Origin of the sequence: Halospina denitrificans (assembly GCF_004364635.1) — a bacterium.
GTDB classification, from domain to species: Bacteria; Pseudomonadota; Gammaproteobacteria; order Pseudomonadales; family Oleiphilaceae; genus Halospina; species Halospina denitrificans.
On sequence record NZ_SOAX01000008.1, the window covers coordinates 110,592 to 128,723 of the forward strand.

Genomic DNA, 18,132 nt, shown 5'->3' on the forward strand with positions numbered 1-18,132 from the left:
GCCGGGGCTTTTTGTTGTCTGGAGTCAGAACAGTTCCTGGGTGGGGCGTGCATCGCCGCTGTCATCGGCGGAATCATCCTGGTAGGAGTCATTCGCAGACGCAGGCTCGGGGGCGTTTTCCGCCCGGAATATCTCGAAGCGTGCGTCAGGGTTGTCAGTGGTGGCAGGCTCCCCCGTTTCCGGGTCAATGCGCCGCGAGACGATGCCTGCAGGCCTGTCCATATAGCGCTCGGGGAGTCCGGCAAGCGCAACCTCCATGTAGTCCTTCCAGACGGGCAGGGCAGTAGCACTGCCAAACTCTCTGCGCCCGAGAGATCTGGGTTGATCAAAGCCGACCCAGACACCGGTGGCAACGTCGGGGTTGAATCCCATGAACCATGTGTCCCTCTGGTCGTTGGTGGTCCCGGTCTTTCCGGCAATATCGCTGCGACCGAGTGAGCGGGCGGCACGACCAGTGCCACGCTGGATCACATCGCGCATCATTGAATGCATGATGTAGACGGAGCGCTTGTCAGCAACCCGCTCCATCAGGCGCTTTGGCTTCTGACTGGCGTCATCGCCGGGCCGTACGGAAGGTAGGGCCGCCTCCAGGAGCTCTTCCTCGTCCGGGTCACACTTCTCGCACTGGTGCGATTCCGGTGCCTCGAAAAGCGTATCACCCTCGGGGCCCTTGATGGTTTGAATGACGTACGGCGTTACTTCATAGCCGCCGTTGGCCAGCATGGCGTATGTCCGGGTCATCTCAAGCGGTGTCAGAAGGCCACTGCCAAGCGCCAGTGACAGGTCCCCCGGCAGTTGGCTGGTATTGACGCCAAGTTTCCCGATGTAATCAAGCGTCTGCCGGATGCCGGTCTGGCGCAGTAGCCGGATGGCGACGAGGTTTCGGCTCTGGTACAGGGCGCGTCTCAGTGTGGTGGGTCCCCGGAACTGCCCGCCGGCATTCTCGGGGCGCCATGTGGTCTCCAGGTCTGCGTCGTCGAATACAATGGGTGCGTCGTTGATGGTTGTGGCAGGGGTCGCCCCGTTCTCGAGCGCGGCCAGAAAAATCAACGGCTTGAATGCAGAGCCCGGCTGGCGGGCAGCCTGGGTTGCGCGGTTGTAGCTGCTCTGGGAAAAGCTGTAGCCGCCCGAGAGTGCTTCCAGACGCCCATTATCAGGGTTCAGGGAGACGATGGCGCCCTGTATCTCGGGGATCTGAACCAGTTCAGCCTCAAGCGTCTTACGCTCCCCCTCCTCATTGACCACAGGCTGCACAGGAATCCTCAGGTAAACCACGTCACCCCGACTCACAACATCGGAGGGGGATTCGGGCCTGGGTCCCATCGAATTCTCGTTGATGTAGGGCCGAGCCCATGACATCGCCGTCATGGGTATCCTGATACTTTCATGGATGGCAGTGAGCGCGCGGGCTTCGTCCTCGTGAACACCGGTGATGACGGCGGGAATGAGCTCGTTGACGGTGCTCATGCCATTAAGGCGATCTTTCAGTTCACTCCTGTCGTCGAGCGCATCAGGGGACCATTGGTCGACAGGGCCCCGGTAGCCATGACGGCGGTCATAGGCTTCAAGTCCGTCCCTGAGCGCTTCCCTGGCCGCCTTCTGACGTTCGCTGTGGACTGTCGTGTAGACTTCGTAGCCTGCGGTGTACGCCTCTTCTCCAAAGCGGCGCAGTGCATCCTGGCGGACCATTTCCGCGATATAGGGTGCGCTCGCCTCGATCTCGGGACCATGGTAGCGGGCACTGATATCACGCGCTTTCGCCTGCTCGTAAGCCTCCTGATCGATGTAACCCAGGGCCTGCATCCGCGAAAGAATCCAGTTCCGGCGGATGAGCGCCCGTTCAGGGTCTGCCAGAGGGTTCCACGCCGAAGGCGCTTTGGGCAACCCTGCGATCATGGCCATCTGGGCGAGGTTGAGATCCTGGGCTGGTTGCCCGTAATAGACCTGGGCCGCAGCTTCAATGCCGTAGGCGCGGTTGCCCAGATAGATCTTGTTCAGGTAAAGCTCCATGATCTCCGGTTTGGACAGTTCACGTTCGATCTGCAGAGCCAGCAGGATTTCGTTGAATTTGCGGAGAAAGGTTCGATCGCGTGACAAAAAGAAATTTTTTGCAACCTGCATGGTAATCGTGCTGCCGCCGGACTGGATGGAACCGGTCGAAACCAGCTCGTAGGTGGCGCGTATAAGTCCCCGTAAATCAACGCCATGGTGTTCCCGGAAGCGACTGTCCTCAGCGGCCATGAAAGCCTGTATCTGGTTACTGGGGACATCCTCGACCTCCAGAGGCGTCCTTCTCATTTCGCCAAACTCTGCTATCAATTTGCTGTCACGGGAATAAACCTTCAGCGGTGTCTGAAGCTGGACATCGCGAAGCTGCTCCACCGGTGGCAGAGCTGGCTGAAGATAGAGATAGAAGCTGGAAAGGACGAGGGCGATGCCTGCACATCCGACGACGAAAAGCCAGCTGAGTATACGGAAGTAACTAACAGTACGAGACATTTTTCCTGACAACTTTGGAATATGCGTCTATCATTTCATAAATTGCTTCAGGAGGCACCAGAAGCCGGTTACAGAATAGAAGCATCAGGATATCCGCAAATCGCTTTTGCTGAAACCGCGGATGGGTAGTCTCTAAATTCGGAATTCTGGGGTGAGCACGTGTTCGGAAAGCTTGGAAAAAAAGCGAACAGCATGCTCGGGGTTGATATCAGCTCAAGCTCGGTCAAGTTGTTGGAACTGTCGAAGCAGGGCGATCGTTACAAGGTCGAGAGCTATGCCGTTGAGCCCTTGCCGCCCAATGCCGTGGTGGAAAAGAGCATCAACGATGTTGAGGCAGTGGGTGACGTCGTCAAGAAAGTCGTGAACAAGGCACGAACAGGGCTGCGCAATGCGGCCGTGGCTGTATCCGGGTCGGCCGTGATCACCAAGACCATTCAGATGCCGGGCGGCCTGAATGAGTTCGAAATGGAAGATCAGATTACCAACGAGGCCGACCAGTACATTCCCTATCCGCTGGACGAGGTCGCGATTGATTTCGAGGTCATAGGGCCCTCGGAAATCAACCCGGATCAGGTGGATGTTCTTCTTGCCGCATGTCGTAAAGAAAACGTCGATGTTCGTGAAGAGGCGCTCCAGATTGGCGGCGTGACCACCAAGGTGGTGGATGTTGAGGCGTATGCCATGGAGCGTGCCTATGGGATGCTCGAGGCGCAGCTCGAAAGGGATGCGGACGAGCAGGTGGTCGCCATCGTTGATATCGGGGCAACCATGACCACCCTGAGCGTGCTTGTTGACGGTGAGACGGTCTACACCCGCGAGCAGCTCTTTGGAGGCAAACAGCTGACCGAAGAGATTCAGCGCCGGTACGGGCTTTCCCAGGAAGAGGCCGGGATGGCGAAGAAACAGGGCGGATTGCCGGACGATTATGAAAGCGAGGTCCTGGGCCCCTTCAAGGAAGCCGTCGTTCAGCAGGTTGCCCGCGCTCTCCAGTTCTTCTTCGGCTCGAGTCAGTACAACGCCGTGGACTATGTGCTGCTAGCGGGCGGTACCGCGTCCATTGCCGGATTGACCGGGCAGGTGGAAGAAAAAACAGGGACAGCTACGCTGGTAGCAAATCCATTTGCAGATATGGCGGTGAGTTCCAAGGTGAATGCTGCGGGACTGAGCAATGATGCACCCTCCTTGATGATCGCCTGCGGACTGGCGATGAGGAGTTTTGACTGATGGCCCGGATTAACCTTAGACCCTGGCGCGAAGAGCTTCGTGCGGACAAACAGCGCCAGTTCATTGTCATGCTTGCCGGGGCGCTGATAGTGGCTGCGGGCCTTGCGTTCCTTTGGCAGACCCACGTTCAGGGTCAGATTGATCACCAGGAATCGCGCAATGATTACATCCGGAATGCCATGTCGGATCTGGAGCAGCAGATTGCCGAGATTGAAGAGTTGAAAGAGCGTCGCGAGGAACTGCTGTCCCGCATGCAGGTGATACAGGATCTGCAGGGGCAGCGACCGGTCATAGTCCGCGCCTTTGATGAAATGGTGCAGACGTTGCCGGACGGTCTTTACTATACCCAGCTCGAAAAATCCGAAGACAGCGTTGCGATAGTGGGAATGGCGGAATCGAACAGTCGAATTTCCACCCTGATGCGCAACTTTGAGAACTCGGACTGGTTCAGTGAACCCAATCTTACCAATGTCTCGGCCGCGGATGGGCAGCGGTCCGGTTACAGCCGGTTCAACCTGAGTGTGCAGCAGGTGGTTCCCGATGCAGACGATGCGGACGCGGAGCAAGAGCAGTGAATCTGTCGGAAACGCTCGAAAGCTTGAAAAACTTTGATATCAATGACCTGGACTTCAATAACGCCGGGATATGGCCGATGCCGGTCAAACTTATCTTTCTGGCGCTGGTCTTTGCACTGGTTCTGGGGGGTGGTTACTGGTTCTTCGTGAAGGACCTGTACGTCCAGGTGGAACGGGTTGCCGAAACCGAGCAGGAGTTGCGGGACGAGTACGAGGAGAAGGCTCATCGCGTTGCCAATCTTGATCGGTACAAGGCGCAGATGGTTGAAATGGAAGAAACGTTCGGCGCCCTGGTCCGGCAGTTGCCCAGTGATACGGAAGTCCCCGGGCTTCTGGAAGACATCACCAACACAGCGCTGGGGAGTGGACTCAACATGCAGGAGTTTGCTCTACAGGAAGAGGTGGAACGGGACTTCTATGTTGAGCTGCCGATCAATATCAAGGTTCGAGGCACCTATCATGAGCTGGCGTCATTCGTGAGCAGCGTGGCGGGCCTTCCCCGCATTGTGACGCTGCACGACTTCACCATAAGTCGACCTGACGGCAGCGGCGACCTGAATATGCAGATGGTGGCCAGAACCTACCGGTATCGGGCAGGAGGTGACCAATGAGGATGTGCAACCTCCCACGAGCACTTATCACGACGATGCTGGCCCTTTTGTTGATTGGGTGCTCCCAGGATGAAGGCTACCAGGATCTCGACGAATTCATGGCGGAGGCCAGGAACAAGCCCCAGGGGCGTATTGAGCCGCTTCCCGAGTTCGAGGCTTATGAGGCATTCAGCTATGGGGCCTCGGGTAAGCGTTCTCCATTTGAGCCGCCGGTTGAAGTGGCGGTTGATGAAGAGGATGACGACGGCAAGGCCGAATCTGACATCAGCCCCGATATGAACCGGCCCACGGAGCCGCTAGAGCGCTTCCCGATCGGTGACCTGACCATGGTGGGTACCCTTCAGCGCGTTGAAGAGGGCGCGCTTTACGCGCTGATCCGCGACAACGAGGGCGGGATTCACCGGGTCACGGTGGGTGATTACATGGGCCAGAACTATGGTCGTGTCGAAAGCGTCACCGAAACACGGATTCAACTCAGAGAAATTGTGAGTGACGGCGATGAAGGCTGGGTAAAACGACCCAGGACCCTGACGCTGTCATCGCAGGAAGAATAAGCCCGGGGTGCTGTCATGCAGACCAAAACACGTAATTTTTCGACTGGCTTGAGGCACGTAATGCTGAGACAACTCAAGAGACTTATGGTAATCAGCGCCCTTGCTCTGGCGTCGGGTAATGTCGCGGCACTGACCCTGCAGGATGTTGATTTTTCATCGCTTTCAGGGGACAGGACCGAGGTTGTTCTGACCTTTGACGGGGAACCACCCGAAGCCTCGGGGTATACCATCGAAGACCCTGCGCGTATCGCGCTGGATCTGAGTGAGGTTCAGAGTGGTCTGGAGAACCGGTATCACGACCTCGGCGATGGCAATACCCAGAGCCTGACGGTTGTGGAAGCTGATGGGCGGACCCGGCTTATATTCAACCTTACGGACCTTGTGCCCCATGAGACGAGTATTGACGGTAACCAGATGCGGGTGAGTATCGGTTCCGGGGATTCCAGCACTGCCAGCACTGCCAGCGCGCCAGCCGGCGATCAGGCTTCTGATGCGGGCGACGCGGGTGACGCGGGTGACGCGGGTGCAGACGATGGAGTAGGCACCACCGCCGTCGCGAATGCCCCTGTCGCGACTGCAGGGGATCTGGAACTTGAGAATGTTGATTTCCAGCGGGCTGCCGAAGGACAGGGCGAGGTTGTGCTGGATTTCTCCAGCTCGCGCGTCAGCGTTGACGTGGATCGGCAGGGCAATAATATCCGCTTGACTGCGGATAACGCAGCGCTGCCTGAAAAACTGAGGCGCCGGCTGGATGTGACGGATTTTGGGACGCCCATCAAGCGGGTCGACACCTACACCGAGGATGGCGCCACCGTGATCGAGGTGAGCGCGACTGGTGCCTATGACTATGCGGCCTACCAGACGGACAGTCAGTTCACGCTGAGCGTTGAGGAACTGACCGAGGAGGAAGCTGAACGTCGTCAGGAGGAGCGCTTCCCCTATTCCGGTGAAAAGCTGTCACTCAACTTCCAGGATATCGAGATCCGATCCGTGCTGCAGTTGATTGCGGATTTCACCGGCAAGAACCTGGTGGCCTCCGATACGGTTACCGGGAGCATCACGCTGCGCCTGCAGAATGTTCCGTGGGATCAGGCTCTGGACATCGTGCTCAAGACCAAAGGGCTTGATAAGCGGGAAATGGGCAATGTGTTGCTGGTGGCGCCGGCTCAGGAAATCGCTGAATATGAGCGTCAGGAGCTTGAGAACAAGCAGCAGATGGAGGAGCTGAGGCCCGTCCGGCTTGAGACCATCCAGGTCAACTATGCCAAGGCAGGCGATATTGTCTCCCTTCTCCAGCAGGATGAGGAGCTTATTTCCGATCGTGGTTTCATCTCCTCGGATGACCGCACCAATACGATCAGTGTCCGGGAGACTGCGGAGAAGCTTGAAGAGATCCGGGACCTGGTTGAAACCTGGGACAGGCCGGTGCGCCAGGTTCTGATTGAGGCACGGATTGTCCGGGCGAACACCGATGTGTCCAGCGAGATTGGTGTTGCCTGGGGGGTCAGCGGCTCTAACCAGACCAGTGAAGGCGGCGTCAGCTACGGCGGCAGTCGTAACAGTCTTGGAGGACCTTCAGGGTTCCCCTCTGACATGAACGTTGACTTCGGTATTACCAGCACCAATACCAGTTCCGCCGCCCTTGGGTTTACCCGTGATGGATTCCTGCTGGATCTTGAGCTTACGGCTCTGGAGTCTGACGGTCAGGCTGAGATTATTTCCCAGCCCAAGGTGGTGACCGCAGACCGTCAGCAGGCAACCATCGAATCCGGTGAAGAAATACCCTATCAAGAGGCTTCGTCGTCCGGTGCCACCAGCGTCTCCTTCAAGGAAGCCGTGCTGTCGCTCGACGTGACGCCCCAGATTACGCCGGATGGCAACATCATCATGGATCTGGAGGTGAACCAGGACTCCCGTGGTCAGGTGACCGCCGGTATCCCCAGTATTGATACCAACGCGGTGAAGACCCAGGTACTGGTGGGCGACGGCGAAACCGTGGTGCTCGGTGGCATCTTCCAGTCCGAGGTGGCGACAAATGTGGTCAAGACGCCTTTCCTGGGCGATCTGCCCTACATCGGCCGGCTTTTCCGCCAGACCACAAATATTGATGAGCGCAGTGAGCTGCTGATCTTCGTTACACCCCAGATCATGGAAAGCAATCTTCTGGATCAGTGACGGACAGCGGTAAACCAGCCTTGAAAGCCACCTGCGGGTGGCTTTTCTTTTGTGGTAATCTCTGGGTGTTTCACGGAAATCATGATTCCCAGGATATCCCTATATGTCATTGCCCGAGAAAATCGTTCTCGTTGGACCCATGGGTGCGGGCAAGAGCACGATTGGTCGTCATCTTGCCCGCCAGCTGGGATACGATTTCCATGACAGCGACCGTGAGCTCGAATACCGGACCGGCGCCAATATCCCCTGGATCTTTGACATGGAAGGTGAAAGCGGTTTTCGTGACCGCGAAAGCCGCGTCATTTCCGAGTTGCTGCAGAAAGATCATATTGTGCTGGCAACGGGGGGCGGTGCCGTCCTGAGGCCGGAGAACCGGAAAACGCTTGCGCAGGCGTTCGTGATCTATCTGAAAGTACCCCCGGATCTCCAGTATGAACGGACACGTCGGGATCGAAACCGTCCACTGCTTCAGAATGACGATCCGCGGGGAATACTTGAAAGGCTCTTCCGTGAGCGCGATCCGCTCTATACGGAGGTGGCAGACCTGGTGATAGAAGGCGGTCATCGCGGGCCCCGCAGCCTTGTACGCTCGCTGGCCGGCCGGCTACGCGGCGACGACGGAACCAAGAGCACGACTCGGCAACACGAAGGACAATCGAATGCAGCCAAGTGAAGAATCCCTGAGCGTCAATCTGGGCGAGCGCAGTTATCCGATCCTGATCCAGGATGGGGCGCTCGGCAACGCTGATCTGACCCCCTGGGTCAGCGGTAACCGGGTCCTGATCGTAACCAACGAAACCGTTGGCCCCCTGTATATGGATCAGGCCCGCGCCTGTTTCCCGGGCTGTGACATTGATGAGATCCAGCTCCCTGACGGCGAACGTTACAAGAACTGGGAAACGCTCAATCGGATTTTCGATACGCTTCTTGAAAAACACCACACCCGCAAAACCACACTGGTTGCACTGGGTGGCGGTGTCATCGGGGATATAACCGGGTTTGCGGCAGCGACCTATCAGCGGGGTGTGGATTTCATCCAGATCCCAACCACGCTTCTGGCCCAGGTTGATGCGTCAGTGGGCGGGAAGACCGGCATCAATCACCCGCTGGGCAAGAATATGATCGGTGCATTCCATCAGCCAAAGGTTGTTGTAATTGATCCGCTGACCCTCAACAGCCTCCCGCCGGCCGAGCTTTCTGCCGGTATGGCTGAGGTCATCAAGTATGGGCTGATACGGGATGCGGATTTCCTGGCATGGCTCGAGGAGCATATGGATCGGCTCATGGCGCTTCAGGCCGAGGACCTCAAAGTTGCGATACGGCGCTCCTGTGAGTGCAAGGCTGCGATTGTGGCCGAGGATGAGCGGGAGTCCGGCGTTCGGGCTCTGCTTAATCTGGGGCATACCTTTGGTCATGCGATTGAAACCCACACCGGCTACAGCGAGTGGCTGCACGGCGAAGCTGTGGCTGCAGGCATGATGATGGCCACGGATCTGTCCGAGCGCCTCGGTTACCTGAACTACAATGACTCAACGCGAGTCCGGCAGCTGCTTATCCGTGCCCGGTTGCCGGTGAATCCGCCCGAAGGGATGACGCCGGTGCATTTCAAGGCGCTGATGCAGGTGGACAAGAAAAACCTCACGGGTGAGCTGCGTCTGGTGCTCCTGAAGGAGTTGGGCGACGCCGTTGTCACCAGTGGCTTCGACGATGAAGCGCTGGAAGCCACCCTCGACTATTTCTGTCATCCACTGGACTGATTCATGAGTCGGGAGACTTTTGACGCCAGCGGGGTTGATCAGCAGCAAATGGATCGACAGTCCAGGCAGTGGCGGGAGCGCTACGGCCTGAATGGGGATCCGTTTGCTGAAGCACCCGGCTTCTTCTTTACCGGCGGTCATCGCCAGTATCATCTTGACACCCTTACCCATCTGGTTGCGTCTGGTGACAGGGTGCTGCTGGTCACCGGCGAGGAGGGTGCAGGTAAAAGTCGAATGCTCGCGGAGCTGGCGCGTAATGCTGCGCACAGCCTGTCGGTGCAACGTTTGCGTGCCGACACCATCGCCGACGTTTCCGCTGTTTCCGGCATGCTGGCGCGCCTCAGCGGCCAGGCTCTCGTGGGTATGGAGCCTGAGCAGGCGGCACGGGAGTTCTTCGCATGGACGGTAAGCCAGGCCCAAAAGGATCGTCGCTGGGTTCTGCTCATTGATGATGCCGATGTGCTCAGTGATGAATCACTTGAAGTGCTGGTCAAGGGGTTCCAGTCTTCGGATCCGACGCATGCCGCCGTTCTGGTTCTGGCGGGGTCGCCTGCGCTGGCTTTACGGCCGGTATGTCAGGATGCCTCCCGGTCCCAGGGCATTCGTGAGATCGCGCTTGCTCCGCTGGATATCGAGGATGTGAAGCACTTTATCCATGCCAGCTTTGATCAGGTTGACGGGGATGCGGCGGAGTGGCTTACGGACTCGAATCTGCAGTCCATCCACGAGCGGAGTGAGGGCAACATCCGGGCAATCAGGCGTATTGCGCCTCCCATTCTTCTCGGGTTGGCCAGTCCCTCTGCCGGATCCGGAGCGGGTTCAGCCGGAAACGGGGCCCGGTTGCGGCTCTGGGGCGGTCTGGCTGTCGGTGCTCTGGGCGTGTCTCTCCTTATTGTGGGGTTCCGGTACGAGTCCGATCCGGGCACGGATTCTGAGGCGGTGATGTTATCGGATCAGGAGGTGGAGCGGGACTTTGGCGAGGCTGAGCGCGCTCGGGAAGTAATAGCCGAGGCGGATGAAGGCCAGGGGGAGCTGGTCATTGATGAAACTGAAGCGCCCGAGCCCCAGGGAACTATACAGCGAGAGTCAGAGCCAGAACCAGAACCAGAACCAGAACCAGAACCAGAGCCAGAACCAGAGCCAGAACCAGAGCCAGAACCAGAGCCAGAGCCAGAGCCAGAGCCAGAGCCAGAGCCAGAGCCAGAGCCAGAACCTGCAAGCGACGCCGCGGGTGAGGGTTTTGCCGCTGCTGACCCGCAACGGTTCCGTGAGCTGGCCTGGTATCAGGAGCAGCCCGGCACCCATTTCACCATCCAGCTTCTGGGTAGTTTCAACGAATCCACTGCCATAGAATTCATTGAGGATTACGACGTTGACGGGGCGGTTTATACCAGAACCCAACACCAGGGAGAGCCATGGTTCGTGGTGCTTTACGGGGAATACGAGGGCCGTGACGCGGCCCGCGAGGCAATCAACGGCCTGCCTCAGCGAGTTCGCGCGCTCGGCCCCTGGCCTCGTTCCTTCAGTGATCTATAAAATAAAAAGTAGCTAAAAGATATCTTATTATGCTCAGTTGGAATAACCAATTTGAGCGTGTGGTTTGGTGCGTGTAAACTACGCAGCCCCCATGCAAAAGGCGAAGGCTTAAAAATGGATAGCTATTGTTTAAGTCTTTGAAAATAAAGAATATCTGAGAGATATTGCTTATGATGACAGGTTTGTACCAGCCCGGGGAATACAGGGATAACTGTGGTTTCGGGCTGATTGCCCACAAACACGGGGAGGCCAGCCACAAGCTGTTGAACACAGCCATAGAGGCACTGACCTGCATGACCCACCGTGGCGGCATTGCAGCGGACGGCAAGACCGGCGACGGCTGTGGACTGCTCCTGAACCGACCTGATGCCTTTCTGCGCAAGGTTGCGAAACGGGATCTGGGTACAGACCTCGGTGATGTCTATGGCGTGGGGATGATCTTTCTCAGCCAGGAGGCTGATCGTGCCGCCCATGCCCGGCAGGTTGTGGAGAAGCGTCTTGCCGAGCAGGGGCTGAAGGCCGTTGGCTGGCGCGAGGTGCCGGTGGATACTGGGTGCCTTGGGCAGATGGCGATGGACGAGCTGCCGCGGATCGAGCAGGTCTTCGTGACCCAGGGCAGCGCAACTCCGGACCAGTTCGGCGTCGCGCTTTTTGTTGGCCGTCGGCGCGCTGAAATCGAACTTGAGGACGACAGCGAATTCTATGTCTGCAGCCTCTCGGATCGGACCCTGTCCTACAAGGGCCTGATGATGCCGGCGGACCTGCCGAGCTTCTATCCGGACCTGGGCGATCCTGACATGGCCACGGCCGTCTGCGTCTTCCACCAGCGCTTCTCCACCAATACAGCCCCGAAATGGCCACTGGCCCAGCCCTTCCGGCTCCTGGCACACAATGGCGAGATCAACACCATCCAGGGCAACCGGAACTGGGCCCTGGCGCGGGGGTCCAAGTTCAGCAGTCCGAGTCTGCCGGATCTGGAAACACTCCAGCCGCTGGTGAATCGCACGGGGTCGGATTCCTCGGCCATGGACAACATGCTGGAACTGCTGCTCGCCGGTGGCATGGATATTTTCAGGGCACTGCGCATGATGGTGCCGCCCGCGTGGCAGAATGTGGACAGCATGGACGCCGGGCTGCGCGCCTTCTACGAGTACAATTCCATGCACATGGAACCCTGGGATGGTCCCGCCGGCATGGTAATGGCCGATGGCCGTTATGCCGTGTGCATGCTCGACCGTAATGGCCTGAGGCCCTCGCGCTGGGTGGAGACGGATGATGGCCTGATCACGGTCGCTTCCGAGATCGGTGTCTGGGACTATGACCCGAAATCCGTGATTGCCAAGGGCCGTATCGGCCCCGGTAAGATCCTCGCCATTGATACCGAGTCGGGCGAGCTGCTGCACACCGAGGATGTCAATGAACGCCTCAAGAATGCGCGGCCCTACAAGCAGTGGCTGCGCGAGAACGCATTGCGCGTGGAGTCCACGCTGCTGAGCGAGAACAGCCCGGCCTTTGAGCTCATGGAAGAGGATGAGCTCAAGACCTACCAGAAGATGTTCATGGTCTCCTTCGAGGAACGGGACCAGATCCTGAGGCCATTGGGCGAGAGCGGCCAGGAGGCGGTCGGCTCCATGGGCGACGATACGCCCATGGCGGTGCTTTCGAGTCGTGTGCGCCATATTGCGGATTACTTCCGCCAGCAGTTTGCCCAGGTGACCAACCCGGCGATCGACCCGCTGCGCGAGTCCATCGTGATGTCGCTGGAAACCTGCATCGGCGCCGAACGCAACGTATTCGAGGAAACGCCGGAGCACGCCAATCGGATCATCCTGTCCACGCCGGTCCTGTCGCCAGCCAAGTTCGCGCGACTGGAGGAAAACAAGCGTCCGGGCTTCGAAGTGGCTCGGATCAAACTGAGTTATCGCCCTGAACTGGGTCTGAAGAAGGCCCTGGAAGCAGTGTGCGAAGAGGCGGCGGAAGCCGTTCGCAATGGCAGGGTTCTGCTGATTCTCAGTGACAATCATCTGAAAAAGGGCGAACTGCCCATCAATGCCACCATGGCAACCGGTGCGGTGCATCATCACCTGGTTTCGCAGGGGCTGCGCAGTGATGCGAACCTGATCGTGGAAACCGGTTGGGCGCGGGACCCGCACCACTTCGCCGTCCTCTTTGGCTTCGGCGCGACCGCCATATACCCCTATCTGGCGTATCAGGTCCTCAATGATCTGGTGCGCAGTGGTGAGCTGATGATGGATCCCATCGATGCCAAGAACAATTACCGGCGGGGCATCAACAAGGGTCTGATGAAGATCCTGTCCAAGATGGGCATCTCCACCATCGTCTCCTATCGTGGCGCCCAGCTGTTCGAGGCAGTTGGCCTGTCCGACGAAGTGGTGGACCTGTGTTTCCACGGCGTGACCAGTCGCATACAGGGCGCGACCTTCTACGATTTCCAGCAGGATCAGGAAGTGCTTGCCGATCTGGCCTGGAAGGCGCGTAAGCCGATACCGCCGGGCGGTTTTCTCAAATACATGCACGGGCAGGAATATCACGCCTTCAACCCGGACGTGGTCAGGACCATTCAGGAGGCAGTCACTTCCGGCGACTATGGGCGCTACCAGGAGTATGCCGCGCTGGTGAATCAGCGTCCGGTCACGACCCTGCGTGATCTCATGGTCTTCCGCAAGGGCATCAAGCCCGTGCCGCTGGAGGAAGTGGAGCCGGCGGACAACCTCTATACCCGCTTCGATACCGCCGCCATGTCCCTGGGGGCGCTTTCGCCGGAGGCACATGAGGCCCTCGCCGTGGCCATGAACCGCCTGGGTGGGCGTTCCAACTCCGGGGAGGGGGGCGAGGATCCGGCTCGCTACGGCACTGAAAAACGGTCCAAGATCAAGCAGGTCGCCTCCGGGCGCTTCGGCGTGACCGCCGAGTACCTGCGCGAAGCGGACGTTATGCAGATCAAGGTGGCCCAGGGCGCGAAGCCCGGCGAGGGCGGCCAGCTGCCGGGTGGCAAGGTGAACGAGCTGATCGCACGCTTGCGCTTCTCGGTACCCGGTGTGACCCTGATCTCACCGCCCCCGCACCACGACATCTACTCCATAGAGGACTTGGCACAGCTGATCTTTGACCTCAAGCAGGTCAACCCGAATGCGCTGGTGTCCGTCAAGCTGGTATCCGAACCCGGTGTGGGGACGGTCGCCGCAGGCGTGGCCAAGGCCTATGCGGACCTGATCACCATTGCCGGCTATGACGGCGGTACGGCGGCCAGCCCGCTGAGTTCCATCCATTATGCCGGCTCTCCGTGGGAGCTGGGGTTGAGCGAGGCGCAGCAGGCGCTGCGTGCCAACGACCTGCGCGACAAGGTCCGGTTGCAGACGGACGGCGGGCTTAAGACCGGTCTGGACGTGGTCAAGGGCGCCATTCTCGGTGCCGAGAGCTTCGGGTTCGGCACCACGCCCATGGTTGCGCTGGGCTGCAAGTACCTGCGTATCTGTCACCTGAACAACTGCGCCACCGGTATTGCGACCCAGAATGACCGCCTCCGGGCCGATCATTTCCAGGGCACGGTCGAGATGGCCATGAACTTCTTCCGGTTCGTGGCCCAGGAAACCCGCGAGTGGATGGCCCAGTTGGGCGTTCGGAACTTCGAGGAGCTCGTGGGGCGTACCGACCTTCTGGAACTGCTGCCGGGCGACACGCCAAGACAGCGGAACCTGGACCTGACCTCGATCCTGAAGAACGACCATATACCGGCCGAGAAGCCGCAGTACTGTCAGGTGGAGAAGAATACACCCTTCGACCCCGGCGAAAAGGCGGAGCAGATGGTGGCGGATATGCTGCCCGCGATCCGCGGGAAGAAGGGCGGCACCTTCGAGTACCGGGTCACCAACTGTGACCGTTCCATTGCCGCCCGCGTCGCCGGTGAGATTGCGGTGCTGCACGGCAGCCAGGGTATGCGGGACAATCCCATCACGGTGAATCTGACGGGTACGGCGGGACAGAGCTTCGGTGTCTGGAATGTGGGTGGCCTGCATCTGAATCTGGAAGGCGATGCCAACGACTACGTCGGCAAGGGCATGACCGGGGGCAGCATCACCATCCGGCCTCCGGCGGACAGCAGCTTCGAGACCCAGGAGACGGCCATCATCGGCAACACCTGCCTTTACGGTGCGACCGGTGGCCAGCTGTTTGCCGCCGGGACCGCGGGTGAGCGGTTCGGGGTCCGGAACTCCGGGACACACGCGGTTGTCGAGGGCGCCGGTGACCACTGTTGTGAGTATATGACAGGTGGCCTGATTACCGTTCTGGGCGAGACCGGACAGAACTTCGGGGCCGGTATGACGGGCGGCTTTGCGTATGTCCTGGACGATAGCCGCACTTTCGTGGACAAGTACAACCACGAGTTGGTGGAGATTCACCGCATCTCCAGCGAACACATGGAGCCCTACCGCAACCATCTGCGCGGGGTAATCCAGGAGCATGCACAGGCAACCGGGAGCAGCTGGGCCCGGCATCTGCTCGAAAACCTGGACGATTACATCGGCAAATTCTGGCTGGTCAAACCCAAGGCCGCGAGCCTGAAAGGGTTGCTGGAAAGCACCCGGGCAAGACCGGAATAGGACGGATTCAGCAGGTTTTCGGGAATTTGAATTGAGGAAGATGCCATGGCAGAACGTTTGAACAACGATTTTCAGTTTATGGATGTGGGGCGCTGCGATCCGGAGAAGGTCCCGGTGGCCGAGCGCCGTCAGGAGTTTGCTGAGATCTACAAGCCATTCCGCAAGCAGGAGGTGGCATCGCAGGCCCATCGCTGCATTGCCTGCGGCAATCCCTACTGTGAGTGGAAATGCCCGGTTCACAACTATATCCCGAACTGGCTCAAGCTCGTATCCGAGGGCAATATCCTCAAGGCAGCCGAGCTGTGTCACCAGACCAACTCCCTGCCCGAGGTCTGTGGCCGCGTATGTCCCCAGGACCGGCTCTGCGAAGGTGCCTGCACCCTGAACGACGGCTTTGGCGCGGTTACCATTGGTTCCGTGGAAAAGTACATCACCGATACCGCCTTTGCCCTTGGCTGGCGCCCGGACCTGTCGAACGTGGTGTGGACCGACCACAAGGTTGCCGTAATCGGTGCCGGTCCCGCCGGACTCTCGTGCGCGGACGTGCTCGCGCGCAACGGCGTCAAGCCTGTGGTCTTTGATCGCTACCCGGAAATCGGCGGCCTGCTGACCTTTGGTATTCCCGAATTCAAGCTGGAAAAGCACGTGATGCGCACTCGCCGCGAGGTCTTCGAGGGCATGGGTGTTGAGTTCCGCCTCGGTGTGGATGTGGGAGAGGATGTCAGCATCGATGAGCTGATGTCCGATTACGATGCGGTCTTCATGGGCATGGGGACCTATACCTACATGAAGGGTGGCTTCCCCGGCGAGGACCTTCCAGGCGTCTATGAGGCGCTGCCCTACCTGGTATCGAACGTGAACCGCCGCCTGGGCGTTGAGCGCGAGGGTGACCAGTTCATCAACATGAAGGGCCAGCAGGTGGTGGTTCTCGGCGGCGGTGATACCGCCATGGACTGCAACCGCACGGCCATCCGCCAGCAGGCGGCGAGTGTTACCTGTGCCTACCGGCGCGACGAGGCCAATATGCCGGGGTCCCGGAAAGAGGTCCACAATGCCAAGGAAGAAGGGGTGAACTTCAAGTTCAACCGCCAGCCCATCGCGATTATCGGCGAAGACCGGGTCGAGGGCGTCAAGGTGGTGGAAACCCAACTCGGCGAGCCCGACGAGAACGGACGCCGGCGCCCCGAAGCGATCCCGGGCAGCGAAGAGATCATTCCCGCCGATGCTGTGCTGGTGGCGTTTGGATTCCGGCCCAGCCCCTCGGACTGGTTTGAAGAGAAGAACGTTGAGACCGATGACGGGGGACGCGTCATGGCGCCGGAAACAGCCCAGTACCCCTATCAGACCTCAAACCCCAAAGTATTTGCCGGCGGCGACATGGTCCGTGGTTCCGACCTGGTGGTCACGGCCGTAGCCGAGGGCCGCAAGGCGGCCGAAGGCATCATGGACTATCTGGACATCTGATGACTCAATTGAAGAATGACAGGCTGCTACGTGCCATCGCCGGCGAACCGGTGGATGCGACCCCGGTATGGATGATGCGCCAGGCCGGGCGCTATCTCCCGGAATATCGTGCGCTGCGGGAGAAGGCGGGCAGTTTCATGGCGCTCTGCCAGAATGCCGACTGGGCCTGCGAGGTCACCATCCAGCCGCTTGAGCGGTTCGACCTGGATGCGGCCATTCTTTTCTCCGATATCCTCACCATTCCCGATGCCATGGGGCTGGGGCTCTATTTCGAGCCCGGTGAAGGCCCTGTCTTCCAGCACCGGGTGACCAGCAAGGCGGATGTGGACGCGCTTCCGGAGCTGGATGCGGAAACGGATCTTGGCTACGTCATGCGGGCCGTTTCAACCATCCGCCGTGAGCTTAACGGCCGGGTGCCGCTGATCGGTTTCTCCGGCAGCCCCTGGACGCTTGCCACCTACATGGTGGAGGGCGGCTCCAGCAAGGACTTCCGGGGTATCAAGCGCCTGATGATGGAGTCGCCGGAGGTGCTTGAAGCCCTGCTGGATAAGCTTGCCAAAGCAGTAACGGACTATCTGAATGCCCAGATTCGAGCGGGCGCCCAGGTTGTTCAGATCTTTGATACCTGGGGCGGAGCGCTCAGCCCGCACGCCTATCAGGCCTTTTCCCTGCGTTACATGCAGCGGATCATCGATGGACTGATCCGTGAACACGATGGGCGTCGGGTGCCCGCCATTGTCTTCACCAAGAACGGCGGCCAATGGCTGGAAACCATGGCGGACTGTGGCGCCGACTGCCTGGGACTGGACTGGACCACCAATATCGGGACTGCACGCCAGCGCGTGGGCGACCGTGTCGCTCTGCAGGGCAACCTGGACCCGTCAACACTCTACGCGCCTGACGATGTGATCCGCAGTGAAGTCCAGCGCATTCTCGCCGAATGGGGCCAGGGCTCCGGTCATGTCTTCAACCTGGGCCACGGGGTGCACCTGGACGTGGACCCGGACAAGGCGAAAGTCTTTGTGGATGCCGTCCATGAGCTCAGTCAGGACTACCACCAGTTCTGAGATGCCGGCTCTGCCCAGCGCCCGCCTCCGCCTGGTGGCGGGCGCCGC

The 18,132-nt window shown here is 59.3% G+C and carries 12 protein-coding genes; 11 read left to right on the plus strand and 1 reads right to left on the minus strand.

Going from position 1 to position 18,132, the window contains the following annotated elements:
- Positions 1 to 24: 24 nt before the first annotated feature.
- Positions 25 to 2,499 carry a penicillin-binding protein 1A gene (locus DES49_RS14780; RefSeq protein ID WP_133737203.1) on the minus strand — a complete coding sequence of 825 codons (2,475 nt, stop codon included), beginning with the start codon at positions 2,497 to 2,499 and terminating at the stop codon, positions 25 to 27.
- Positions 2,500 to 2,658: 159 nt separating this feature from the next.
- Between DES49_RS14780 and DES49_RS14785 the strand changes: the two genes are divergently transcribed.
- From DES49_RS14785 to hemE, 11 genes are all read left to right on the plus strand, one after another.
- Positions 2,659 to 3,723, plus strand: coding sequence for a pilus assembly protein PilM (locus DES49_RS14785; protein ID WP_133737204.1), 1,065 nt, complete (start codon positions 2,659 to 2,661; stop codon positions 3,721 to 3,723).
- The gene (locus DES49_RS14790) at positions 3,723 to 4,298 is read left to right on the plus strand and encodes a PilN domain-containing protein (protein ID WP_133737205.1); all 576 of its coding nucleotides are present in this window, start codon (positions 3,723 to 3,725) and stop codon (positions 4,296 to 4,298) included. Before DES49_RS14785 ends, DES49_RS14790 begins: the two co-directional genes overlap by 1 nt.
- Positions 4,295 to 4,909: a type IV pilus inner membrane component PilO gene (locus DES49_RS14795; protein ID WP_133737206.1), complete on the plus strand. Its 615-nt coding sequence runs from the start codon at positions 4,295 to 4,297 to the stop codon at positions 4,907 to 4,909. Before DES49_RS14790 ends, DES49_RS14795 begins: the two co-directional genes overlap by 4 nt.
- Positions 4,906 to 5,463 carry a pilus assembly protein PilP gene (locus DES49_RS14800; RefSeq protein ID WP_133737207.1) on the plus strand — a complete coding sequence of 186 codons (558 nt, stop codon included), beginning with the start codon at positions 4,906 to 4,908 and terminating at the stop codon, positions 5,461 to 5,463. Before DES49_RS14795 ends, DES49_RS14800 begins: the two co-directional genes overlap by 4 nt.
- 84 nt (positions 5,464 to 5,547) lie before the next feature.
- Entirely contained in the window at positions 5,548 to 7,638 is a 2,091-nt protein-coding gene (locus tag DES49_RS14805) for a type IV pilus secretin PilQ (RefSeq protein ID WP_243865070.1), read from the plus strand.
- Between the two features lie 103 nt (positions 7,639 to 7,741).
- The gene (aroK, locus tag DES49_RS14810; protein ID WP_133737209.1) at positions 7,742 to 8,311 is read left to right on the plus strand and encodes a shikimate kinase AroK; all 570 of its coding nucleotides are present in this window, start codon (positions 7,742 to 7,744) and stop codon (positions 8,309 to 8,311) included.
- Entirely contained in the window at positions 8,298 to 9,395 is a 1,098-nt protein-coding gene (aroB, locus tag DES49_RS14815) for a 3-dehydroquinate synthase (protein ID WP_133737210.1), read from the plus strand. Before aroK ends, aroB begins: the two co-directional genes overlap by 14 nt.
- A 3-nt stretch (positions 9,396 to 9,398) precedes the next feature.
- Positions 9,399 to 10,931 (plus strand): AAA family ATPase, encoded by a 1,533-nt coding sequence (locus DES49_RS14820; protein WP_133737211.1) that lies wholly within the window; start codon positions 9,399 to 9,401, stop codon positions 10,929 to 10,931.
- Between the two features lie 170 nt (positions 10,932 to 11,101).
- Positions 11,102 to 15,553 (plus strand): glutamate synthase large subunit, encoded by a 4,452-nt coding sequence (gene gltB, locus DES49_RS14825; RefSeq protein WP_133737212.1) that lies wholly within the window; start codon positions 11,102 to 11,104, stop codon positions 15,551 to 15,553.
- Between the two features lie 45 nt (positions 15,554 to 15,598).
- Complete coding sequence (locus tag DES49_RS14830; protein ID WP_133737213.1) at positions 15,599 to 17,017, plus strand: FAD-dependent oxidoreductase; 1,419 nt, start codon at positions 15,599 to 15,601, stop codon at positions 17,015 to 17,017.
- Positions 17,017 to 18,084 carry a uroporphyrinogen decarboxylase gene (hemE, locus tag DES49_RS14835; RefSeq protein ID WP_133737214.1) on the plus strand — a complete coding sequence of 356 codons (1,068 nt, stop codon included), beginning with the start codon at positions 17,017 to 17,019 and terminating at the stop codon, positions 18,082 to 18,084. The genes DES49_RS14830 and hemE overlap by 1 nt, the downstream gene beginning before the upstream one ends.
- The last annotated feature ends 48 nt before the right edge of the window (positions 18,085 to 18,132 follow it).

Excerpts from the sequence above, each read along its gene's own strand:
- DES49_RS14780 (WP_133737203.1), bottom strand. The coding sequence starts at position 2,499 with ATGTCTCGTACTGTTAGTTACTTCCGTATACTCAGCTGGCTTTTCGTC.
- DES49_RS14790 (WP_133737205.1), top strand. The coding sequence starts at position 3,723 with ATGGCCCGGATTAACCTTAGACCCTGGCGCGAAGAGCTTCGTGCGGAC.
- DES49_RS14800 (WP_133737207.1), top strand. The coding sequence starts at position 4,906 with ATGAGGATGTGCAACCTCCCACGAGCACTTATCACGACGATGCTGGCC.
- DES49_RS14805 (WP_243865070.1), top strand. The coding sequence starts at position 5,548 with ATGGTAATCAGCGCCCTTGCTCTGGCGTCGGGTAATGTCGCGGCACTG.
- aroK (WP_133737209.1), top strand. The coding sequence starts at position 7,742 with ATGTCATTGCCCGAGAAAATCGTTCTCGTTGGACCCATGGGTGCGGGC.
- aroB (WP_133737210.1), top strand. The coding sequence starts at position 8,298 with ATGCAGCCAAGTGAAGAATCCCTGAGCGTCAATCTGGGCGAGCGCAGT.
- DES49_RS14820 (WP_133737211.1), top strand. The coding sequence starts at position 9,399 with ATGAGTCGGGAGACTTTTGACGCCAGCGGGGTTGATCAGCAGCAAATG.
- gltB (WP_133737212.1), top strand. The coding sequence starts at position 11,102 with ATGATGACAGGTTTGTACCAGCCCGGGGAATACAGGGATAACTGTGGT.
- DES49_RS14830 (WP_133737213.1), top strand. The coding sequence starts at position 15,599 with ATGGCAGAACGTTTGAACAACGATTTTCAGTTTATGGATGTGGGGCGC.
- hemE (WP_133737214.1), top strand. The coding sequence starts at position 17,017 with ATGACTCAATTGAAGAATGACAGGCTGCTACGTGCCATCGCCGGCGAA.